Origin of the sequence: Paracoccus sp. IB05 (genome assembly GCF_016405985.1) — a bacterium.
Taxonomy (GTDB): domain Bacteria; phylum Pseudomonadota; class Alphaproteobacteria; order Rhodobacterales; family Rhodobacteraceae; genus Pseudogemmobacter.
Genome location: NZ_JAEFCF010000007.1, coordinates 119,497 through 141,595, shown reverse-complemented (window position 1 = coordinate 141,595; position 22,099 = coordinate 119,497). Strand labels below are relative to the sequence as shown.

At 60.4% G+C, this 22,099-nt stretch carries 23 protein-coding genes and 1 pseudogene; 20 read left to right on the top strand and 4 right to left on the bottom strand.

All coding sequences use genetic code 11. From position 1 onward, the window contains the following. Positions 1 to 162: 162 nt before the first annotated feature. The 6 genes from JC607_RS07110 to JC607_RS07085 are packed head-to-tail and all read left to right on the top strand — an operon-like array spanning position 163 to position 8,634. Entirely contained in the window at positions 163 to 2,145 is a 1,983-nt protein-coding gene (locus tag JC607_RS07110; RefSeq protein ID WP_198836245.1) for a hypothetical protein, read from the top strand. Beyond that, positions 2,145 to 2,807, top strand: a complete 663-nt coding sequence (locus JC607_RS07105) for a hypothetical protein (RefSeq protein ID WP_198836244.1) — start codon at positions 2,145 to 2,147, stop codon at positions 2,805 to 2,807. Before JC607_RS07110 ends, JC607_RS07105 begins: the two co-directional genes overlap by 1 nt. Further along, positions 2,798 to 3,394, top strand: coding sequence for a hypothetical protein (locus tag JC607_RS07100; RefSeq protein ID WP_198836243.1), 597 nt, complete (start codon positions 2,798 to 2,800; stop codon positions 3,392 to 3,394). Before JC607_RS07105 ends, JC607_RS07100 begins: the two co-directional genes overlap by 10 nt. Beyond that, the gene (locus JC607_RS07095; RefSeq protein ID WP_198836242.1) at positions 3,391 to 3,759 is read left to right on the top strand and encodes a hypothetical protein; all 369 of its coding nucleotides are present in this window, start codon (positions 3,391 to 3,393) and stop codon (positions 3,757 to 3,759) included. Before JC607_RS07100 ends, JC607_RS07095 begins: the two co-directional genes overlap by 4 nt. Then, entirely contained in the window at positions 3,752 to 5,995 is a 2,244-nt protein-coding gene (locus JC607_RS07090; protein ID WP_198836241.1) for a hypothetical protein, read from the top strand. Before JC607_RS07095 ends, JC607_RS07090 begins: the two co-directional genes overlap by 8 nt. 17 nt (positions 5,996 to 6,012) lie before the next feature. Continuing rightward, entirely contained in the window at positions 6,013 to 8,634 is a 2,622-nt protein-coding gene (locus tag JC607_RS07085) for a hypothetical protein (RefSeq protein ID WP_198836240.1), read from the top strand. 112 nt (positions 8,635 to 8,746) lie between these two features. Here JC607_RS07085 and JC607_RS07080 read toward each other — a convergent pair whose 3' ends face one another. Next, positions 8,747 to 9,766, bottom strand: a complete 1,020-nt coding sequence (locus tag JC607_RS07080) for a hypothetical protein (RefSeq protein ID WP_198836239.1) — start codon at positions 9,764 to 9,766, stop codon at positions 8,747 to 8,749. Positions 9,767 to 10,453: 687 nt separating this feature from the next. On the opposite strand from JC607_RS07080, the gene JC607_RS07075 reads away from it, so the two are divergent. Further along, positions 10,454 to 10,780 carry a phage holin family protein gene (locus JC607_RS07075; protein ID WP_233092728.1) on the top strand — a complete coding sequence of 109 codons (327 nt, stop codon included), beginning with the start codon at positions 10,454 to 10,456 and terminating at the stop codon, positions 10,778 to 10,780. Positions 10,781 to 10,811: 31 nt separating this feature from the next. Here JC607_RS07075 and JC607_RS07070 read toward each other — a convergent pair whose 3' ends face one another. Next, positions 10,812 to 11,192, bottom strand: a complete 381-nt coding sequence (locus tag JC607_RS07070) for a hypothetical protein (RefSeq protein WP_198836238.1) — start codon at positions 11,190 to 11,192, stop codon at positions 10,812 to 10,814. Between the two features lie 122 nt (positions 11,193 to 11,314). Between JC607_RS07070 and JC607_RS07065 the strand changes: the two genes are divergently transcribed. Beyond that, on the top strand, positions 11,315 to 11,854 hold the full coding sequence (locus JC607_RS07065; protein ID WP_198836237.1) for an N-acetylmuramoyl-L-alanine amidase: 540 nt from the start codon (positions 11,315 to 11,317) through the stop codon (positions 11,852 to 11,854). Positions 11,855 to 11,857: 3 nt separating this feature from the next. Then, positions 11,858 to 12,058: a hypothetical protein gene (locus tag JC607_RS07060; protein WP_198836236.1), complete on the top strand. Its 201-nt coding sequence runs from the start codon at positions 11,858 to 11,860 to the stop codon at positions 12,056 to 12,058. A 922-nt stretch (positions 12,059 to 12,980) separates the two neighbouring features. Here JC607_RS07060 and JC607_RS07055 read toward each other — a convergent pair. After that, the gene (locus JC607_RS07055) at positions 12,981 to 13,151 is read right to left on the bottom strand and encodes a hypothetical protein (RefSeq protein WP_198836235.1); all 171 of its coding nucleotides are present in this window, start codon (positions 13,149 to 13,151) and stop codon (positions 12,981 to 12,983) included. Positions 13,152 to 13,242: 91 nt separating this feature from the next. On the opposite strand from JC607_RS07055, the gene JC607_RS07050 reads away from it, so the two are divergent. Both JC607_RS07050 and JC607_RS07045 read left to right on the top strand, forming a co-directional pair. Continuing rightward, on the top strand, positions 13,243 to 14,775 hold the full coding sequence (locus JC607_RS07050; RefSeq protein ID WP_198836234.1) for an anti-phage dCTP deaminase: 1,533 nt from the start codon (positions 13,243 to 13,245) through the stop codon (positions 14,773 to 14,775). Positions 14,776 to 15,107: 332 nt separating this feature from the next. Continuing rightward, positions 15,108 to 15,329, top strand: a complete 222-nt coding sequence (locus JC607_RS07045; RefSeq protein ID WP_198836233.1) for a hypothetical protein — start codon at positions 15,108 to 15,110, stop codon at positions 15,327 to 15,329. Positions 15,330 to 15,428: 99 nt separating this feature from the next. On the opposite strand, the gene JC607_RS07040 is transcribed toward JC607_RS07045, so the two are convergent. Continuing rightward, the gene (locus JC607_RS07040) at positions 15,429 to 16,073 is read right to left on the bottom strand and encodes an SOS response-associated peptidase (protein WP_233092727.1); all 645 of its coding nucleotides are present in this window, start codon (positions 16,071 to 16,073) and stop codon (positions 15,429 to 15,431) included. A 274-nt stretch (positions 16,074 to 16,347) separates the two neighbouring features. On the opposite strand from JC607_RS07040, the gene JC607_RS07035 reads away from it, so the two are divergent. From JC607_RS07035 to JC607_RS07000, 9 genes and pseudogenes are all read left to right on the top strand, one after another. Continuing rightward, entirely contained in the window at positions 16,348 to 16,656 is a 309-nt protein-coding gene (locus JC607_RS07035) for a hypothetical protein (RefSeq protein WP_198836232.1), read from the top strand. Positions 16,657 to 16,683: 27 nt separating this feature from the next. After that, complete coding sequence (locus JC607_RS07030; protein WP_198836231.1) at positions 16,684 to 16,920, top strand: glutaredoxin family protein; 237 nt, start codon at positions 16,684 to 16,686, stop codon at positions 16,918 to 16,920. Positions 16,921 to 17,309: 389 nt separating this feature from the next. After that, a complete protein-coding gene (locus JC607_RS07025; protein ID WP_198836230.1) occupies positions 17,310 to 17,705 on the top strand; it encodes a hypothetical protein in 396 nt (131 codons plus the stop codon). Between the two features lie 61 nt (positions 17,706 to 17,766). Further along, positions 17,767 to 18,120 (top strand): annotated as a pseudogene (locus JC607_RS25985) (phage virion morphogenesis protein); the annotation flags it as partial. Positions 18,121 to 18,250: 130 nt separating this feature from the next. Continuing rightward, positions 18,251 to 18,361, top strand: coding sequence for a hypothetical protein (locus JC607_RS25980; protein ID WP_370584767.1), 111 nt, complete (start codon positions 18,251 to 18,253; stop codon positions 18,359 to 18,361). 709 nt (positions 18,362 to 19,070) lie between these two features. Beyond that, positions 19,071 to 20,120: a phage protease gene (locus JC607_RS07015; RefSeq protein ID WP_198836228.1), complete on the top strand. Its 1,050-nt coding sequence runs from the start codon at positions 19,071 to 19,073 to the stop codon at positions 20,118 to 20,120. Further along, complete coding sequence (locus JC607_RS07010) at positions 20,117 to 20,551, top strand: hypothetical protein (protein ID WP_198836227.1); 435 nt, start codon at positions 20,117 to 20,119, stop codon at positions 20,549 to 20,551. The genes JC607_RS07015 and JC607_RS07010 overlap by 4 nt, the downstream gene beginning before the upstream one ends. Before the next feature lie 13 nt (positions 20,552 to 20,564). Continuing rightward, the gene (locus JC607_RS07005; RefSeq protein ID WP_198836226.1) at positions 20,565 to 21,464 is read left to right on the top strand and encodes a Mu-like prophage major head subunit gpT family protein; all 900 of its coding nucleotides are present in this window, start codon (positions 20,565 to 20,567) and stop codon (positions 21,462 to 21,464) included. Positions 21,465 to 21,538: 74 nt separating this feature from the next. Next, positions 21,539 to 21,964 carry a hypothetical protein gene (locus JC607_RS07000; protein WP_198836225.1) on the top strand — a complete coding sequence of 142 codons (426 nt, stop codon included), beginning with the start codon at positions 21,539 to 21,541 and terminating at the stop codon, positions 21,962 to 21,964. Positions 21,965 to 22,099: the final 135 nt, after the last annotated feature.

Here is a 22,099-nt window from a genome sequence, read left to right as displayed (position 1 = left end):
CTTGAAAAGGCAGGGTTCTCGCGCGGGCTGCGTGAGGGTGAAAGTGATCTGAAGCGCTTTGAGGGCGCTGCTGCCTCAGTTGGCAGACGGCTGAAAGCCGCGCTTGGGCTGTCGATTGCGGGGATCGGGCTGCAGCAGCTTGCCTCACGGGCGCGGCAGGCTGTGCGTTCCATCGCTGAGCTTGGCGATGAAGCCAAGCGCTCGGGTATGTCCCTGAAGGGCTTTCAGGAATGGAAGTATGTGGCGGAACAGAACCGTATCGGCATCGATGCTGTTGTCGATGGGTTCAAAGAACTCAATCTGCGCGCCGATGAATTCATCACGACCGGCGGTGGATCGGCGGCAGATGCCTTCCAGCGTATCGGGTTCACCGCAGCGGATCTCAAAGCCAAGCTTAAAGATCCCTCGGCGCTGATGCTCGAGATCATCGGTCGCCTTGAAGGTATGAATAAGGCAGCACAGATCCGAATTCTTGATGAACTGCTTGGCGGTGCTGGCGGAGAGCAATTCTTGCAGCTTCTCGATCAGGGTGAGGGTGGAATGCGCCGGTTGATTGGCCGGGCACATGAGGTTGGCGCGGTCATGTCGCAGGAGATGGTCGATAAGGCGTCTGAATTGGATGCGCGCTGGAATGACCTCGCGAAGAGCGTTGACAACACCATCAAGGCGGGTCTGCTCGGTATTGTGGATCTGGTTGCTGCTGGGATTGATGCCATTGCGATCCTGCGTTCTGCGGCGGCTCTTCCGTCTCTGAACGATGCTGCCAAAGATCTGACAGGCATTGAGGGCGTAACTATTGCATCGGAGGCGGCTGCGCGGTCTCTGGATGATCTTTCCCGTGCGCATGAAATGTTGCGTCAGGAAGGGCCCGCAGTTTCTACGGCCCTATACGAGATTGTGGACGCTCTTGATGCGGTGGGGGAAACTGATGCTGCTGAAGAGGTTCAGGCCGTCGCGGATCGCGTTGAACTGCTCATTGATCAACAGCGCACCGGGAAGATTTCGGCTGAGCAATTCCGCGATGGGATGGGCGAGGCTCTTTCTGAGGCGAATGAGCTCTTTAAGGGTGCCGCCGCCGTCGATGGTGTTTCTCTCGACGCAGTTACTGCCCAGGTTGGTGGGCTTTTGCGAATTCTTGGGCTCGCGGCGGCGGCGGCGGCAAGTCTTGCGCGCAATTTACCCGGGCCGTCATTTGAAAGAAATGGGAGAGGCGGCAACCCAGGGACTGTTCTGAGCGAATTCGCGCCCACAGATGGGCGTGGAGCGAAGGCCCCCGAAAGACCGGGCGTAGATAGCTATGGTGACTGGCTTGACGCGCAAAAGCCCAGTGGTGGCGGTGGTGGCGGTGGTCGCTCGCAGGATGATTACGCCAAGGCTATCGCCTCGATCAAAGAAGAAACCGCTGCGCTCGAGGCGGAATCGGTGGCCTTCGCATATGTTGCTGCGTCCGGTGTTCGCTATGCGGATGCGGTTGAATATGCCCGCAAGCGCGCCGAATTGCTGGCGGCCGCGCAGAAACAAGGCAAAGAGGTTACGCCTGCGCTGATGGCGGAAATTGACGCGCTGGCTCTGGCCTATGTCAATGCGGGCGATGCGGCGGAAAAGGCGTCAAAGCAGCTTCAGAAGGTCGAAGAAAATGCAGAAACCGGGGCCAATGCTATCGGCAACATTTTCGGCGCCGTCATGGAGGGGTCAGGTGCGGCCAAGCGGGCAGTAGCTCAACTGCTTTTGGAAATCGCCAAAGCTCAGATGATGTCGGCTGCGATGGGGATATTCGGCGGCACCGGCTTTGCGCGGTTCATCGGCGGCCTGATGAATGTCGGGGCGAACGCGAGCGGCACGAATAACTGGCGCGGCGGCCTGACCCGTGTCAACGAGCTGGGCGGTGAGATCATGAACCTGCCTAAAGGGACGCAGATCATCCCGGCAGATGTCAGTAAGCGAATTGCCGATCGAGCCGGGCAGTCGGGCGGCGGCGGACATCTGTCGATCGGCTTTGATCGCAGCACTGGTGATCTGACCGCAACGATGCGTGATGTTGCCGGACAGGTTGTGCAGCAGCAGCGCGCCAGTATCGTTGGCCAGTCGGTCGCGGCAACAGTGCGGACCTCGCGCCAGTCCAAATCGGTTCTGGGGCAGCGCTGATGTCGATCGATGTGTTTGCCTGGCCACCGGTCGGGGTGAGGGGGCGCAGCTGGAAGGTTGAGGAACCGGTTGCGGCTCTGCGCTCTGCCCTGACCGGGCGGGACCAGATGCAGGCGAGTCAGCGCCCGCGCCGCTGGGTGACACTGGAAGTGTCGGCGCTGGCGCGGGGCCGGATCGGCGGCGGCTATATGGAGATGCTGGGGCGGCTCCTGAAAGGCGGCGTCAATGCGGTCAGGCTCACAAGCTGGTCACCGAACTGGCACCTCGACGCAGACCCCGGCCCTGGCTTCAACTGGTATTCGCTGCCGATGACCGCGACCGCGATCATCTCGGCGGGCTTCCCGGCCTGGCGGATCGTGGATCTGCCCCCTTACATGCAGGTTGTCCGGCCCGGCGAGAGGTTCGCGGTCAATGGCACGGTCTGCCAGGCGCTCAACAATGCGCAGGCCGATGCCTCGGGCGTGGCCGTGATCCGCGTGATGGACGCGGTCAGCGGCTCGGGCGTGGTGGATTTCGAGGCGCAGGAAAGCGCGGTGTTCCGCCCGCAGGGGATCCCGACCGGTGATCAGCCCATCGGCGCGGACTGGTCCTATAGCTGGACCTTCCGCGAGGTCTTTGCCGATGAGGTCGGCGGTTTTACGGAGCGTGACCCATGGATCTGATGCGCGTCATTCATCCCGAGACGCTGGCGGCACTGTCGGGTGCGTCGTTTCATCCTGTGGTTTTGGTCTGGCTCGACTGGCCGGATGCCACCATGCGCGCGCATAGCGGCACCGGCCCTATCACCTGGGACGGGCATGTCTGGCAAGGCGTCGGCAAATTCGGTCAGGTCGAACTGCCGGAAGAAAGCACCTCGGGCGTGCCGGTGGATCTGTCTTTGTCGCTGGTCTGCAATCTGGAGGAACTGGCGGATTATGCCGATGCGCAGATCCGGCAGCGCCCCGGGGCGATCTGGCTGGGCGTCACCACGGAACCGGGCGGCAATGTGCTGATCGGCGAGCCGGTCGAGCTGGGGCGCGGCACCATGGATACGCTGGTGCTGTCTGTGTCGGTCGAGGGCGATGATGGGGCGACCCCGATCCTTTACCGGCTGACGGTCGGGCTGACCACGGGGCCGGGCTATCGGACCTCGGCAGCAATCTCGCACAGCCATGAGGATCAGTCGCGGCAATACCCCAGCGACACGGCAGGCAAGAAACTGGTGCTGGCCTCGGCCCGCGCCCAGAAAACTCTCTGGCCCGCGCCGTGACCCCTGAGAAAGTGCTGGAGACCGTGGAGGCGGTCATGCTGCGGCCTTTTGAATGGGGGCCCTGCGATTGCTGCTCAGCGGCCTGCGATGTGTTTGCCCGGCTTTGGGGCTTTGATCCCATGGGCCCGGTGCGCGGCTATGTCGGCGCGCGGGATGCGGCGCGGGTGATCGGTGGAGATCTCGGCGCCCTCGCGAACCGGCTGGCGGCTGAGGCACGGCTGACCCCCGGTCATACGTCCGGCGGCCTCGCGCTGTCGGTCGATGGCCGCTCGCTTCTGATTTGCATCACGCCCGGCCAATGGGCCGGCAAGACAAGGGGCGGTTTCGCAATTCTGCGGGCCGCTGATCGGGGATGGCATGCGTAAACTTCTGCTGGCGACCACTGCGATCATCGGCATTCTGACAGCCGGGCCGGCAGCGGCGGAGCCGGTTTCGCTGGTGGTGGCGCTGATGTCGGGCGGCGCCACATTCGGGGCGGCAATGACAGCCGTGTTCGGCACGGTTGGCATGGCGGCTATCCAGTTGGGCCTTTCGGTCATTCTGAGTGCGGGGGTTTCTGCTCTGGCGGGCAAGCCCGAACAGCAGGTCCAGCGCGGCGAGTTGACCAGGCCCACTTCACTGCCGCCTTATCGCTACATGTATGGCACGGGATGGGCGCCGGGAACGCCGGTGGCCTGGCATGTCTCGGGGCGCGGCCTCTATGTCTGCTGGCTGCTCAATTCGCGGCCCTCGGCGCTCACGGCTCACACCGTCCTGCTGGATAAGCGGCCGGTGCCGTCGGTCGGCAATCCCTTTGATTTCTCGGGGATGGGCGCAAGCGGCACCGGTGACACCTTCGGCAATGGTCATTTCACCTACTGGATCGGTCGCGGCGATCAGACCTCTTGCCCCGATTACATCGTGGCGACCACAGGCGGCGCGTTCCTTGCGACCGATGCCTGGCAGGGCCGCACGGTTCTCTGGGCCATCATGGACAGCGGCAATCCGGATCAGCGGAGCTGGCGCTGGCCCGCGACCCCGCCAGAGCTGAATGTCGAGGCCGATTGGTCACTTATCTGGGATCCACGCGACGACAGCTATTCTGCCAGCAGCAATCAGGCGCTGGTCACTCTCGATGCGCTGATGAACAATCCGATCCGGCCCTATCTGCCGGACTATCTCCGGCTCGATACCTTCGCCTCGGCGGCCGATGTTGCGGATCAGCGGGTCGCGGTGAAGGCCGGCGGCACGATCCCGCGCTACCGGGCCGATGGGGTGCTGGTCTGGTCCAGCGGGTCGGAGCTTGAGGACCAGATCCAGCCGTTGCTGGCGGCGGGGGCGGCGCGCCTTGTGCGGATCGGCGGGCAGCTTGGGATCGTGCCGGCGGTGGCGCGGCCGCCGGTTCACACCATCCGGGATTTCACCGACGGGCAAGAGGTCAGCCTGACCAGCCTGCAACCCGGCGACAGCATATCCAGCGAGGCAGTGGCCTCCTATGCGGCGGCGGATCGCGCCTATGAACTGGCAGAGGCGCCGGTCTATATCGTGCCCGGTGCGGCGGAAGCGGATGGCGGGTTGCCCCGCCGTCTCGATCTGCGGCTCGACTTTGTGAATGATCACCGGCAGGCGCAGCGCCTCGCCAAGATCGCGGTGATGCAGTCGCGTATGCAGCGCTCGATTTCCTGGGAGCTGTTCCCCGATGCCTTCGTGCTGGTTGCCGGATCGGTGGCTGAAGTGGATCTGCCGCCACCCTATGCGCGCTGGAATGGCCTTTATGACGTGACGCAGATCAGCCCGGCGGCGGGCCTCAATGACGATGCCAGCATCACCCTGCGCCTGCCGGTGGTCCTGCAGCAAACCTCTGCGGCGGTATTCGCCTGGGATGCCGCAACCGAAGAGAAGGTTGTCGAGGGCGCGGTGCTGGATCCATGGGTTGCCACGCTGCAACCGCCCGAGGGCGTGACGCTGGTAAGCGGTGGTGATGCCGCCGATATCACTGAGGCGGGGGCCATCACTCCGCGCATGAAGCTGTCCTGGCTGCGCCCCGGCAGTTCCTCGCTCCTGCGCTATGAATGGCAGTACATGACCGAGGTCTGGCGCGCGACCGGCGGCGGCAGCGGCGGCAGCGGCGGCGCGTGGGTATGGCCCGGCCAGTGGACCTCTGGCGGCACTGTCGGTCCAGAGGATGGATCAGAGGCGACGATCTCAGCCTTTATCGTACCGGTGACGCTGGGGCGGCGATATCGCGCGCGCGTGCGCGGCATAGGCGTATACGGTGAAAGTGCATGGGTTGAAGTGGCACCAGTCGTGGCAACCGCGCCCAGCCGGGTTGTCGCGACGCCGGCGATCCTGATGGCCACGGGGGGCATCGGGCGGGTGGATCTGACCCTGCGACAGGCCAATGATGCCAATGCTGTCCGGCTGGAGCTGGCCGCGAGCAACATCAATCTGATCGGCAGTGCGGCAATCATCGCAGATGTACCGCTCAGCGCGAATGTGACGGTCGCCTATTCCGATGGTGGCCTTGGTTCCGAAGTGACCCGCTATTACTGGCTGCGCGCCCGCGACAGCCTCGGCAATGCGTCCAGCTGGACCGCCGCCGCATCCGCAACCACCACCTGACAATTTGAGGGCCTGACATGGCTGTACTCCGAACCCGGGTGACCGGGCCTGTAATGTTGCCCGATGGGTCGCCCGCGCCAAACGGCAGCAAGGTGATCTTTCGCCTGCGGTCCTGGGATCGTCAGGATGGCGCCCTGATCATGAAGGGGCCGGAAGAGGCGGTGGTTGTCGGGGGTGTGATTGATAAAACACTGAACCGCACCTCAGCCAGCGAGCGCGGCACGCTTTACGATGTGATCTACACCTATCCGAACGCGGCCGCGCGGGGTCAGTGGCTGGAAGAGCCGCTGGGCTCGATCTCGCTGACCGGCCCCGGTCCCGTCGCCCTGGCCGATCTGCTGGCCCTGCCTGCACCGGTCCCGAATGTGCCAGATGCGTTGGCGCAGGCGCTTGGGGCGGCAGCCGGGGCGTCGGCTGATGCCGGGCGCGCGGAAGATGCGGCTGATCGTGCGGACGCCGCTGCGGCCTCTGTTGCGGTCAGTCAGTTTGAGACCCGTGCCGAAGCAGATGGGGGCGTGGTTCCGCCGTCAATTTCTGCGGTGCGAACTCTGGGGAATGGCTCCATCCTGGATGGTGGCGGGGCTGCGCTCGCGCTAGCGCCGGATTTCGTGCCCGGACCGGGAGGTTTTACCGATGAAAGCGGCCGGGCATTTTCGATTGTACGCGCCGCGATGTATGACGCAGCGGTGTTTGGTATCCACCCCGGGGATGACAATGCGGCACCAAGACTGGCCGCCGCCATCGCCTATCTGAAGGCGACGGGGAAAGAGGCTCTGATCCTCTTCCGTCCGGAAACCTATTTCTGGACGCAAAGCGTTCGTGTTCAATCAGGCGTGGGTCTTTTTGGGGCGGGCTGCGGGCAGTATCCAGCCGCAGCATACATGACAGCCCCTGAGTTTCTGGCAACTCGCCGCACCCGCTTCATGGCACGGCCCGGCTTCCCGGCGGGGCAGTATATGCTGGACGTGAACGTGCAGCGCGGGGACGCCTATTGCCTTCAGAACGTCCTTGTTGAGGGCATCCTGATTGATCAGAATCTGATTGCGACACATGGTCTGCGCTGGCGCGCCATCAAGCATTCGAGGCTGCGCGATGTAGGCACCATGCAGGTTCCGACAAACGCTGATTGTCTCGGGATTAAATTCGACACCGCTCAGGGGAGGCTCGGTGCAAATGTCGGTATTTCGTCGAACCTCGTTTCTGCCAACTCTCTGCGGCTGATCGCGGCGGCTGCCTCGCCACGTGATGACTGGTTTAACGGTGCGACGATTACTGTCAAAGCTGGCCCCGGCGCCGGACAAAGCCGCACGATCTGGGATTACAACGGTGCGACGAAAATCGCCTATGTGACGCCGGCTTTCTCACCCGCGCCCGATACGTCCAGCACGTTCGAGATTTCTGGTGAGGTGACGCAGGGCAACGGCGCCACGCAATTCAATATAATCGAGAACGTCTGGGCCCACCTGGGGAATAATGGATGGGCCTGCGGGATGGAGTTCGATGGCGATGGTGTCCATGACCTGAACCAAAACACCTATCATAATCTCCGGGTTGTGCATGCCAACGGCCCGGGTGCGCGGTTTTTCAATGGCGACACAGAGTGGATTGATGGGTTCGCTACATATTCTTTCGGGGTCGGCTGGGGCGCAGAATTCTACGGGTCAAATACCTCGAATTACGAGGGGTACTGCCGGCAGATGTTCTTCAACAACTGCTTGTTCGGCGGCGCGTCCCAGGGCGGGCGCGGGGCTATGTTGCAGGGCGCGACCGGCACCACGGCGACGCTTGACGCCGGTGCCAGCGCTGTCGATGGGTACTATGTCGGGAAACCAATCACGATCACCGGCGGAACCGGCGAAGGACAAGTACGCTGGATCACTGCTTATAATGGCACCACCAAAGTTGCCACGGTTGACAGCGCCTGGCTGGTTACCCCCACCGCCACCAGTTACTTTTCTACGCCTCCCGGCGGTGGTGTTGCACTTTTCGCCGGCACTTATCGGGCCAGCCGCTGGCACACCTTTAGCGGCTATGAGACGCACGGCAACGGCGCTGGCAAGATCTGGGCGCAGGCTGGCGCAGCCTTCATCATGCGTGGTGAAGGTGAAACCATCCTTGGCGATACGGATGGTCATGATTTGATCCTGGCATCCATGAATGCATGGCAGACCGGGACGCAAAGCAAGCTCGCATTCCAGCAGATGCTGAAGAACGGGATTGCTGATGAGGTGGCGTCGATCCGGCACCTTTCTCAGGATGTCGGTGGTAATGAGGCGGCATCGCTGCTGTTTTACACCCGTAACAGCGCTGGATCTCTTGCTGAGCGGTTTCGCGTGTCACCGGCTGGCGTCAGCATTAACAGCGGCGCCACCCTCACAGGGCTGCTGACCGGCACGCTGTCACATACTGGCGCAACCGTCGCGGCTGGAGCAGCGCTGAACATCGACATTACTGTGAGCGGCGCTGTCGTTGGCAGCGGTGCAATAGTCAACTGCGTGGCAACCATCGCGACAGGCCTCACGATGGACTGGGTGCACGTGTCAGCCGCGAACACTGTCAGGTGCCGACTGCGCAACAATACAGCAGGCGCTGTTGATCTGGCGGCAGCCAGCTGGCGCGCAACTGTTTTTGCGTTCTGACACTGCTATCAAAACAGGGTGTTGCCTTGCCGGCCACCGGTACGATCCCGAGCGTCCGCATCCCAGGCTAACCGTTGAACCTGAGTGATGCGGACTCATGGATCGATGCGGGTTAGCTTAATTCGCTGACCCGCTCTTTTGTTTCGCGGTCGAGAGTGTCCATTAACTCATGCATCAGATCCGTCGGAAGGTCGGATATATTGTGCATGAGATGTATATACGCCTCATGTATTTCCTCCTTCGAATAAATGACCGGATCTGGAAAATCCTTAAAGGTGAAGAGTTGATCTGCCCCGATATGCTCTCTCGCGATTGCTGAGTTCGCTTTAGAAAGGATTGATCGGATACTTTCTACGTAATCCGGCTCAATTCCGACCCCTGAACTGTAGTCTTTGACCAGCCGCGATGAGAGTTGCATTGCTTTGAATGTAAGTTTCAAGAGCGTGAACTGATCGATTGCAGACCTGTTCATAATTCGCTTCGCTTCAAGTAGCGGCCCACCGATGCTCAGGTTTCTGTCGGATCGCCGCTTCTTCGTGAACTCAACCGCGTTGGTGATGCCGATCAAGTTAAGGAAGTCATGAGTAATATCCGCGTTCTTCAGGTGAGATTTGTCGTAAGACCTGACGATGACATTCTCGCGACCGAACGCAGTGACCCAACTTGCGATGAAATCCGTATAGTCCAGTACTTCGATAGGGAACTGCGCACTCCACTCACGAAAGGTGGTATGTGTCTTCATCTGCTTAATTTCTTGCTGATATGAAGACGCCAGATAGGCGAGTTGCTCGCGCAGATAGACCACGATTTTCGTCGGTGCGTCTCCGACCCATGCCTTGATCGCCTCCGGCGGGCAAAGCTGCAAACCCTCCGAGCTCAGAATATAATTGCCTTCGGCCTGAACCTCCTCGGCCAGCTCGCGATATCTTGAGCGCCTGATCTGGCGCTCTTCTTCAGGAAATGCAGCGTCCAATTCAGGGAGGAAATTATACACCATGTCGCCATGGTGAACCATCTTGCCCGGGTAGGTGAAACCGTGCTGCTCAAGGAGATCGCGTGATTGGCTGAGGTCTGACTGAAGTGTCGATGTGCCAGTCTTGTTGCGCCCAATATGGATCGTAAAAGTTCTCATACCACCACCGTAAATGAAATCACGCCATCAGAATCGTTCCAGATTCAGATAGCGCACCGGCCCTGCGATTTCCAGTATCCCCACATTTCAGAAGACCACCATGTCTGATCCCTTCGCCTTCCACGCGCGCAGGCCCTGATCGCGGTCTGGCAGCCGCCCGAGGATCCCGGATCCACACCGGAGCCATTCGCCGCCCCGACCTGCATCGCAGCGATGATCGGGGATGATCCACATGCCGCGCTGGCGGTGCTAGGATTGACCGCAGCAATCATCTGAGAAAGTAGGAGGCGGGGGCATGGTGTTGCCTCTCCCGCCTCCGTAGTAGCGCCCCAACCGGCCAGGGAGCACTGGGGCGGCTGGCAGGATCGATGATCCACTGCCGGCCAGATCACTATGCCCTACAAGAACTTCTCCCGATATCCGTGAAATCCCGTAGCGCAGAAGCGAAGTGACCGGCGGCAGCTCAGTTTGGGGGCTTCACAAGACCGCCGGTCTGCCGCGCCTCCGGCCCGGACGGCGCAGCGCATTCCTTCTACAACCCGAGAGTACACTTTCAAATGAAAAAGCTCCCCGCACGGGGCGAGGAGCAGTAGGGCTGATCTCCGCTTCCTTGCCAGAGAGACCACTGCCAATGTGGCGGGAAGCCCCGGCCATATCAACCTTTTTCCATTCTGCCAGGAGGCACCTTTGACCGACATTCCGCCGCCAGATCCCGGCTTGATTGCCACCTTTCACCAGTTCCTCGGCGGGGCTGCTACCGCGCTGCTGGCGGCCTTTTCTGGCAGGGCCATGTATCACGCAGGTGAGGTCCGGGCCCGGCGCCGGCCGATCCTGTCGTATGACCTGGTCTGGGAGATCCCGACCGCCGTGGGCATGGCCATCGCCGGGGATGCGCTCGGCGCCTACATGGGCCTGTCGCGCGAGGTCACTGTCGGGCTGATCGCGGTGCTGTCCTATCTCGGCCCGCGTGGCGCCGGGGCGATGGTGGAGCGGTGGGCCAGCCGGAAGGGCTGACGCCCGGCATTTCTCGTGCCGGGCGTCTTGTTTACTTCACCGTGACCGTAACGCATCCGGCCAATGTCCCCTTCTCACCTTCGGCAGTATTCTTTGTGCAGAACTTATCCTTGCCTTTGAAACCTGCTGCCGGCGTGTAGATGATGCCCTGCTTGGACAGGGAGATCGCGCCGGACTTCGGGGCGCGGGTAAGTTTGACCTCCGTCGCCGGGATGCGCCTGTTTTCCTGTTCGTAGATAAAGCCGGGATAGCTGATCAGGCAGTTCTTATCTGATGCGGACATCTCGAAGGCGCCGTTTCCCTTCCCCTTGCCCCAGCCTCGTCCGTTGCTGCCGGTGCACTCTGCGAATGCTGCCGAGGCACTCATCGCGGCGATTGTGGCGATCATCGTGAATACTGTTCTGCGGATCATTTCCAAATCCTCTTGATAGACACCAACCAAGGCAGCCCGACCTGAGGGCGCGCCAATCTCAGCCTGCCAGAAATCCGACTTCCGGCAAAACGATTCGAAAACTCACCATCATGGAGAACGACATGAGCAAGATCGCTCTGGTGATCGGGCATAACGCCCGGTCGCAGGGTGCTGTCCGCGTGACGGACAAGCGCACCGAATATGACCTCAACTCTGACCTCGCGGTGGCGATCCGAGATCTGGACCCTGCGCGCTATGTGATCGTGCGCCGCACGCACGGCACCGCTGAGATCGCCCGCGCCTATGCCGAGGTTGACCGGCTGGGTGTCGCGGCCTCGGTCGAGCTGCATTTCAACAGTGCGGAAGCGGCCAGCGCCACCGGCACGGAAACCCTGACCAGCGGCACCACCAACAGCGCCCGCCTCGCACGCGGGATGCAGGCCGGCATGGTCCGCGCCCTCGGCCTGCGGGATCGCGGCGTGAAGGTCATCGCGAAGAACGGCCGGGGCGGAGCCTCGCTCTGGACCGGCAAGCCTGCGGCTGTGCTGATCGAGCCGTATTTCGGCAGCAATGCGGGGGACTGCGCCGCGGCTGATCGCAACTTCTCGGCGCTTGCCCGCGCCATCCATGAGGCCTGCACGGCCTATCTCAAAGGAGCCTGAACCATGCATTCCGTTTACCTGCGCCTCGCGCTTTATGTCCTATCCACCTTCCTCGGCCTCACCGCCGCTTGGCTGGCTGGCTGGGGCGTTGCCTGGGATGCTGACGCCCAGAGCCTGACCGTTCACCTGCCGACGCTACTCACCGCCGTGGGTGGCGCTGTGGCAGCATCCTGGGGGGTGTTTGCCCGATGGGGCGTTCGCTGACGCCAATCTTTGGTCACAAACCAACGCTAGGGCGGGCCTCATGAAAAGACGTCCGCCCTATCATTTCCGAAAGCCTGGACGGTCATTCCGTCGAGCACGCCAACAGATCACGCGTTGGGCGCCAGAAGATTTCACCGCCAACCTGCTAACGTTTGTGATCCTTTTGCTTCTGGGGATTGCTGTTGCCCCAGATAGCCGGGCGGGCGTCTGGCTGGAGGCTTCAGTTCGAACGGCCGGACAAAGGGTGGCACTACCTAGGGTTCACAATGGCCCCCGGGTTGTGGGAAGTCGCCTCATCGACCGAGTAACGCGCGTCCGCGACGGTGACACAATAGTGGTCGGACTTATCCCGGTTCGGATCGCAAATCTGGATTGCGCCGAGAGCGGAACGTCCAGCGGTGAGCGCGCAACCCGCCGCGTAAAGCAACTCGTCACAGGTCAGACGCTGACGTGTCGGCTGGAGGGTAGGCGATCTTACGATCGCGAAGTCGGTGTCTGCGCCCTCCCAGACGGGCGAGATCTGGGCGAGATCATGATTGCTGAAGGTGCCTGCAAGCGCTGGTGACGGTAAGGTGGCAGACGGCCCGCGCCTGCGTGACGCCGCGATCGCCCATATGCGGGAGAGTGTGCCGGATGCGATCCGGGCGCTGGTCGGGTCGGATACTTCGATCCTCGCCAAGCTGGTGCAGAGCAAGATCAGTCAGGCTTTGTTGCCTGGCTATGCGCCAAACGGCAGCGTGCTGGTCTCGCGATTCTGCGTGCTTGGTTCTTCTGGCTGGTGCAGGCGCATAGTCGGCATGCCAAAAAAAAACGCCCCTCGGCGGAGGGGCGCGACTGCACTACTGTGTGGCTCTTATCGCGAAATCAGTGCGACGGTGGATGAGCGAGGGGAACCTATGTCTTCGTACGTAGGGCTTTGATACTAAAGAAGAAGGTATTCACTGGCGCCCTGCGAGCCTATCCGCTGATCGAGGCCTTCTTCGTCATCATGCTTGCGTCGCTCGACAACTTCGCGAAAGATCTGACTGTACGAAACTGCCGATGATGGGTTCTCCGACGCGGTTTCGGTTACCGGTGTCTTGCGTTTTTCCATTGACGACAATCCTCTTGAAGATTCTGAATAGGATGAACCATAGTGCCAACCTGTGGTGGAAATTTCAAGAACCGATTGGGGTGCGGCAAATATGAATGCTTCGAAGGTGAAGAATTATCCTGAGCTTGTATTTGGACTTGTGGGCCCAATAGGGGCCGATATGGATTGCATAGTTGAAGAGCTTTCGCTTGCTTTACGACAAGTGGGGTATGAGCCTATACCTATTCATATTACATCTGTTTTGCCAAGCATGGTGGGTAAAATGGATGCGGGTGGTTCGCTTTTTTCCAAGATTGAATTAGCTAATTCGGTGAGAAGTGATACTGGCGATAATGCAATTCTAGCCACCGTTGCGATGTTAGAGATAAAAAGGGAGCGTGGAGAGCGGAACCGGCAGGATAACGTAACTCCGCTCAATGATAAAATATCTATCACAGAAATTCCACGCCCTAAGGCTGCATATATAATTAGACAGCTTAAGAGGGATGAGGAGATATCTCGTTTAAGGTATGTTTATGGTGATAGCTTTATTCAGGTGTCTGTTGCGGTGGATGAAGCTAAACAGATGCATAATGTGACAACTTATGTGTCACGGATGGAGCCTCGCCTTAATGGCAGTGATCGTGAATCTAAAGCTAGAGAATTAATCGCGACAGACAAGATGGAGCTGTCCAACGAAGCTGGTCAGAGAATGCTGGACGCATATCAGTCAGCTGATTTCTTCGTGGCCGGTAATACGCGCGATGAAATTTCCCGGGGACTGGTGCGTTTTGTTAAGGCTATATTTGGTAGCAACCACGTCAGTCCGCACAAGGAAGAGTTCGGGGCCATGATGGCTAAGACTGCATCTCTTCGATCAGTAGATTTGAGCCGTCAAGTCGGGGCTGCCATCGTGAACTCATCAGGGGATATCATATCTCTTGGCTGTAATGAGGTTCCTTCCGCGGGTGGTGGGCAATACTGGGGGGATGACGCAAGGCCCGCCAGGGATATAGAGGTTGGTGTAGATAGTAACAAGATTGAAACTTCAGGTATAATTGATGGCTTCGTTAATCTTCTTAAAGACTGTAACGTTCTTGTGGAGGGTTATGAAGAGAAAATGAAAAATAGTGATTTTTCATCTGGACTGAAGAAGCTTGCCATATCTGATCTTACAGAATTTGGGCGGATTACTCACGCTGAGATGAGTGCAATCACAGAGGCGGCGCGACTGGGGCGAAGTTTGTCTGGAGCGACTATGATAGTTACTACATTCCCTTGTCATAATTGTGCTAAACATATCGTGGCATCTGGTATATCTCGCGTGGTCTATATTGAGCCATATGCTAAGAGTCGAGCTCTTCAGATGCATCAGGATTCAATATCGTCGGATAGTAATGTTCAGGGTAAGGTTAAGATTGAACATTTTATGGGGATATCTCCCCGTAGGTTTAGAGAGATTTTTGAAAAGAAAGCTAGAAAAGATAAATCAACTCATAAGGCTGAGACTTGGTGTTTCGGGGAGCCGGAGCCTTTGTTGTTCGAAGGAACAAGCTTTCATACAAAGCGCGAGATGAATGAAATAGAAAAGGCGTACATTAAGCTCAAGGGGTGTGGTTTTTCTATTGATGCCTCTGGTGATTAGATAATTGATCCGTCACGATCAAGTTGGCCAGCGTGTGGGTTGCGCGTTCACCGTGGTATTGATTAGGAAAGGGGTGTCACCTTCATCCGAGTAGATAGCGATGGGCGCCGATTTCGGATAAACCGTATTCTCACCTATCAAAAATAGTTGAAGCTGGTTGACGTCCATGCTGATGATCTCTGACTAGGATCCATTGATTATGAAACCTGCCGAGCGCGAAACCTTTTCATCTCTGCTCAGGCCCCTCCAAATCAACCGCTGCGCGGACCTCACGTTATCGCCATGAATCCTCTACCCTTGCCATCCGTTGTCTCACTGGAAGGAGAAACATCATGGCAAACGCATCGCACAAGAAATTCGGCAAGGGCCTTCATGGCAAGGGGGATGCCTTAGGCGCTATAACCCTATCTGACATAGACAAAATTCGCCCTAACGGGGTACTGTCCAACCGGGACAAGCAGCAGGATCCTCGGAAGGGCGGGCATGACGGTCGGCACGTCATGACCGAACAGTATGAGGATCACGCCACCAACCGCATTCCCGCCGAAGAATGATCTATCCCGCGTGATAGAAATCCATGTTGCGCCCGCTGTAGTAATCCAGCGGGCCGCAGCCTGAGAGGCCGATGAAGAACGCGAGGGTGGCGAGCCGGATCATTCACTGACCTCCAGTGTCCCGGCTGGCAGTGGTCCCTGTAGCGACTTGGCATCCGTCCACGGCTCTACCAGCCATTCCTCCCAGTCGTCCGGTTCAGTCAGGATCACCGGCATTGCCTTGGGATGGATCTCTGCCACTTCGGCATTGGGATCACAGGTCAGGAAGGCGAAGAGGTCATCCGTGGTTTCACCGTCCTTCAGCTTACGGATGCTTGTCCAGTCCGGCACCCAGATCCCCGCGAAGAATGCCGGGCGATCCTCTTTCAGCGCGAACCAAGCATTGCCTGCGCCTTTGCCCTGGCGCGGCTCGGCAAACCTGTCGAGCGGCACAAGGCAGCGATGTGCCGGGCCCAGCCAGCGCCGCCAGTGAGGCGAGTTGGTGTTGCGCACATTGGTGACGCCGCGGTCGATGCCGCTTTTGCTGTGGAACTGGGGCGGGGAGGGCAGGCCCCACCGGGCAGTGCGCAGAACATGCCCGTCATCCCCGGCCGTGATGATCGGCGCCATGCGATCGGGCCAGATATCGCCGGGCTCGATGTTGCCGGCGGCGTTCGTCAGCCCGGCGAAGAGCTGGCGCATCGCCTCGGGTGAGGTGGTCTGGCTGTAAAGATTGCACATCGTCAGGCCTTCTCGTTGCGCCATAGCCATTTCACAACCTGCCTGATCGGTCGGCGTATGGTCAATCCGTTCAGGAAGTCGGGTGAAGGAACCCGCCAGGAGACATTAATCCACTCCGCGCTTTTGCACCGCGCGCAAGGCCATGGTGCCATATGCAGTTGGTGATCATTGCCGACTACTTTCACCAGATCGGATGCCCAGAAGTGAACGCTCCGCCTGCAGCCATTGCACCGCATGGTGATGATCATGCCGTCCTGCGCAGCGTGGACCATGCGCCGGTTCTGGAAGGGGTTGGCCGATGGATGTACAGATGGCATATGGCCTGTTCCGGGCTTCTCGAATCGTTAACTGTTCTTTATATGTTCTCACCATGAAGCGGATCTTTCACCTCAAATGTTCTTGCGGTCAGTCGCGCCACCTGGCGGCGGACGATATGCCGCCCCAATGGCTCGAGCCGGGCGGTCGGGGAATCCGCGCCGAGGCCCTCGCAATCATGAAATGCCTGCATTGCGGCAAGCGTGGCGCGCCCGCGTCTGTCGAGATGATGGCGGCTGAGGTTGCATTGCCCGGTCCCGTCATGACGCCTGCTGGCTACACCGGCTTCTGATCCACCTCCCTAATCCGGAACAAACCCATGATCATCCTCTACACCTCGCCGGGCTGTGGCCCGTGCGTTGCGACGAAACGCGCGCTGGATCGGGCGGGCCTGGCCTATGAAGAGCGGGCAGGGGCCGAGTGGCCGGAAGAGGTCGAGCGGCTGGCCCGGATCGCGGGATCGCGGCAGGGTCCGCTGGTGGTCGCCGGGGATCAGGTGTGGTCGGGGTTTCGGGCGGATCTTTTGGGAAAAATGGTGGGACAGTGCCCCTCCTAACCCCTTGATTTCCCTAGCCGGGGCGGCGTGGGTCAATGGGGCAATCGCCCCGTATGTTTTCAAAGGGTTCCGCCAGAAATCTCACGCCCTCCGGGCCTACCAAACCCTCTTTCGGTTTATTGTTTTTCAATAGGTTGCGAGGCGTTTTGGCTAACGTGATTTGGGCGTTAGCCAATCTGTGTTTCTGTCCCGTTCTCATGCTGCCCCGTTGAGCTTGTAGATTGCAGCCTCTGCGAGGCGCTTTTTATTCACGGCGGCGCAGTAGGTTTCGATCTCTTTGATATTCGAGTGTCCGGTGATGGACATGATTTCCAGGGCGGTGCATCCCGCCTCGGCTCGAAGTCCTGCCGGCGCGTCCCTCGATCGATCTGCTGCAATCCTGGCTTCGGATGGATGCCTTCAGCGACTGGATGAAAGCGCCGCAAGGCAGCTGGCCGCTGGCCCGGATCCCGGATGCCGATGCTCTCGCGCTCGGATCAAAACCCCGGATTGCCTCACTCTCGGCCGAGACCGCAGCAAAGCAGGAAAGGGAGCATCCGGAGCTCCTGGGGCTGGATTACCTGATGGCGCAGCGCGCGGTCGATATGGCGACGCGCCGCATTCAGGATGGCCCGAACACATTAATCTATGTGCAGGCGGAGGCCGGTGCCTCGGGCTATGTGCTGGTGGTCAAGGTCACGAAATCGGGGGATGGCCTGTTCGTGACCAGCTTCAGGCGCCTGAGCGCTGATCAGGTGGAGGCAGATCGAACAGTTCGCCGCCTGCTGCGCAAGGGTAAGGATTGATTGCAGACGGCAGGGCCCCGCAGTCCGGTTTCCCGGAAACCCTGCATAGCGCTCCGATCAGATGATCGTGCTACGGCCGCGAGAATATTACCGTGTCACGCCTGCAAGGGGTAAAATAGCCATGTATACCGTCGAAATCAACACCGAGGCCGTTTCTGCCGCGCTGGAGCGCCTGGCGCGCGGTCTGGACGATACGACGCCGGCCATGCAGGAGATCGGCGAATATCTGGTCAAATCCACGAAAGACCGCTTCCCGACCGGCAAGGCCCCTGACGGCAGCGCCTGGGCTGCGAAGAGCCAGACCACCATCGCGCGTTATCTCGCCCGGGGTGACAAGGTCGACAACCGGCCTCTCTTCGGGCCTTCGGGGCAGCTTTCCTCTGCGATCCATTACCGGGCGGGGCGCAGCCAGGTCAGGGTCGGGTCCGCGCTGATCTATGCAGCGGTGATGCAGTTCGGGGCAGAACAGGGGGCCTTATGGCGCCCGCACGGGCCGGACCCGGCCGAGCGAGAAGCGGGCGAAGAGCCAGGATTATTTCTTCCCGATTCCCTGGGGCGATATCCCGGCCCGGCCGTTCCTCGGGATCTCGGCCGAGGACGAAACCAATCTGGTCGAGCTGGTCGAGGAATATCTCACCGGGCTTGTTTCGCCCTGAGCGTCAGCTATGCGGGACAAAGCCGTCATTTGCACCTGCGGAGTTTATTCAGAGCGGACTGGACAGATCAGCCACAGGTATAGGCCAAGGCTTCCAAAGAATGTGCCTGCAATCCCGATAGAAAAGATGGTCTGCTGCGCTACACCCAGCGTGTGTAGAGTTACCATTCCCCACGACCAGATGAGAAATGCGACATACACGGCAACCGCCCCTGAGAACCGTGCCTTGTGGCCTGTCAGAGCGTAGGCAACCAAGAACGCGGCCAGAAACGGCACCCAAGTTTGAGCAATATGGCTAAGAAAGTGCAGGCTGGGTGGAGCCCCGCCCGGAAATGTCATGCCAATGATCAGTCTTAGGGGTGGGTATTGCCAATTCAGGAAGGGATTTATGGCGTTCACGACCTGCAACGCGAACCAAACGGTCGCACCAGTCAAGAATGCAGCGCAGAAAGTCAGAACTCGTCTCATAGTCGTTTAGGACGCGCTTCGCAGGTCAATCGGGTCACTGGCATGTTCCTCGTTCAGGTTTTTGCGCTCCTGCCAATCTCTAGTCCACAATCCGACCGGCAGCTATGGGCTCAGAGCGACCATCTTCATCTGATCTTGACCCGGGCTGATCGCCACGCCAGTCTCTGCCTGCGATTACCCGGCGACCACACCGCAAACCGTTGTGGTTAGTTTGACCGGCTCCCGGCTGCGATTGTCAGCCTATGACCCGTCGCACCGAACCCCATATTATTCTGGCTTCGGCCATCTCGCTTCCTTCCGGAGGAGATGTGCCCGAATGGATCCACCTCCTGCCGGCCACGGCTGGCGGCATCACCACCCATGACGGGCGCGGCCCATACCGGGTGGCGGACCCCGAGGCGGTGATCCGGACCTCGCTCGCGAATGAGCGGGGCATGCCCATCGACGAAAACCACGCCACCGATCTCGCGGCTCCGAAAGGTGGCCCGGCGCCGGCGCGCGGCTGGATTGTCGAGCTCCAGTCCCGCGAGGACGGGATCTGGGGGCGGGTGGAATGGACCGAAACCGGCAAGGCATTGCTGGCAGATCGCGCTTATCGCGGCATTTCTCCGGTGCTTTTCCGGGATGCGAAATCCGGCGCGGTGATCGCCATCGGGCGGGCCTCGCTGACCAATACCCCCAATCTGCGGGGTCTGACCCCCGTTCTTCATCAGGAGCAATTCATGGATATGGCGAGACTGCTTGAGGCGCTCGGCCTCGGGGCGGATGCCGGTGAGGAGGCGATCCTTGCCGCTGTCCGGAAGCTGAAAGAGGCCCCGGCAACCGCGCCGGAGCTGCAATCCTCGATCACCGCGCTCGGAGCGGCTTTCGGGGTGACTGGCGACAATGCTGCGATCCTCACCGGTGTCGCTGCGAAAGCCACTGCGCGCCCGGCCGAGATCGTCGAGCTGCAAAGCCAGCTGACCGACATCACCACCCGGTTCAACACCCTTCAGGAAACGGGCCAGCGCGAAAAAGCCGTGGCCTTTGTCGATGGCGCGATCCGCGAGGGCCGCGTGGGTGTGAAGCCATCGCGCGACCGCTTCATCGACATGCATATGTCTGACCCTGTCGGCACCGAGGCGATCATCGCCGGCATGGCGCCGCTTGGCCGGTCGCACACCACCGATCTGCCTCCGGGTGCGGTCCTGACCGAGCTCAATTCCGAACAGCTGACCGCTGCGAAGCTGCTCGGCATCCCTGAGGCCGATTACCTCGCCACCCTCAAAACCGAACAGGAGGCCCGCCAGTGACCGCTGCTGTTTCTGACCGCAACACGCCCCGCCGTGAAGGCGATGAGCGCGTGGGTCTTCTCGCCGCATCGCAGGCTGTGTTCCTTGGCACGATCCTGATGCGCAATGCCGCCGGCAATCTGCTGAAGGGCGCCACGGCAGTTGGTTCAGTCGGCGTTGGCGTCTCCATCGAGGCCGTGACCAGCGGCGCATCCGCTGGCGTCCAGCCGATCCGCTACCGCCCCGGTATCCACCGCTTCATGAACTCGGCCTCCACCGATCTGATCACCCGCGCCGAAATCGGCCAGCCCGCCTATGTCGTGGACGATCAGACTGTCGCCAAAACCTCCGCCACCGACACCCGTTCGCCGGCGGGCGTCATCGAGGACGTGGACGCCCTGGGCGTCTGGATCCGCTTCGATGAGGCCCTGACCCGCGCCGTGCTTTCGTAAGGATCCAGCCCCCATGCTCGTCAACGCCAGAAACCTCGACGCCCTTCGCGCCGGCTTCAAAACCACCTTTCAGGGAGCGCTTTCGCAGGCGTCCTCGGATTTCAAACAGATTGCGACCGTGGTGCCGGCCGCCACCAAAGAGCAGAAATACGGCTGGCTGGGGAAAGTGCCCTCGGTGCGCGAATGGATCGGGCCGCGCCAGGTCCAGAATCTGAGCCAGCACGATTATGCCATCAAGGAGAAGCCGCTCGAGCTGACAATCGGAGTGGATCGGGACGATATCGAAACCGACAATCTCGGCATCTATACCCCACTTTTTGCCGAAATGGGCATGTCGACCGGCGCGAAATGGGACGAGATGGTCTTCGCCCAGCTGCTCGCGGGCTGGACCACCAATTGCTATGACGGCCAGTTTTTCTTCGATACCGATCACCCGGTGATCGCGGCAGACGGTCAGACGGTCAATCAGGTGGCGAATACGGATGGCGGCTCTGGCCCGGCCTGGTTCCTGCTTGATGTCAGCCGCGCGGTAAAGCCGATCATCCTGCAAAAGCGCAAGGATTTCGAGTTCGTCAACCTCGACAAGCTCGATGATCAGAACGTCTTCATGAACAAGGAATTCATCTATGGCGCCGATGCCCGGGCAAATACCGGCTTTGGCTTCTGGCAGATGGCCTGGGGATCGAAGCAGGATCTGACGCCGGCGAACTATGAGAAAGCCCGCGCGGCGATGATGAGCCTGACCGGCGATCATGGCCGTCCGCTTGGCCTCAAACCCAATCTTCTGGTGGTGTCGCCCACCCTTGAGGGCAAGGCGATGCGCCTTCTCAACAATGATCAGATCAGCGGCTCCGACAACGAATGGAAGGGAACGGCGAAGCTCTTGTCGACGCCCTGGCTCGCCGCCGCCTGATCGCATTGATTGCGGTCGGCTTCCCGAGGGGGCGGCACTCCCGCCCCTGACCTTAAGCCGAAGGAGCATCACTCATGGCAAATCCGACCACGAAGACGACAAAGCCGACGACGACCAAAGCGAATGCGGACGAGGGCGAGAAGGCCGGCGCGGCCGACCTGAATGCGACCGGCCCGATGCAATCCGCGAATGTGCCCGCGACGGGAACCGGGGGCACGGTGACGGGGGAGGGGGCGGCTTTGGCCGGGCTCTCCCCCGGCGCTCTGTTTGCGGAGGGCGCCCTCAACCCCCCGGTCGATGGTGCCACCGACGCTGGTGGCCCCGCTGATCATGCCATCTGGCCGGAGCGGATTTACGTGCGCGGTCCTGAGAAAGGTCGCTGGCGGGCAGGGCGGCATTTTACGCGGGAGACGGTGCCGGTCGAGGTCGCGGACCTGACCGAAGAGCAGCTGAGCGCCATCGAGGACGATCCCGAACTGACCATCATCCGCGTCGAATAGAGGTTTCGCCCGGCGCCATCCTCCTCCCGGCGCCGGGCAAAGCCCCCTGCATTCTCCTCCCTCGTGCAGGGGGCGCCAATACCAGGGGAAGCTGCCGCAGCCCCGACGCCAGCAAGCCAGGGCCGAGAGCCTGGA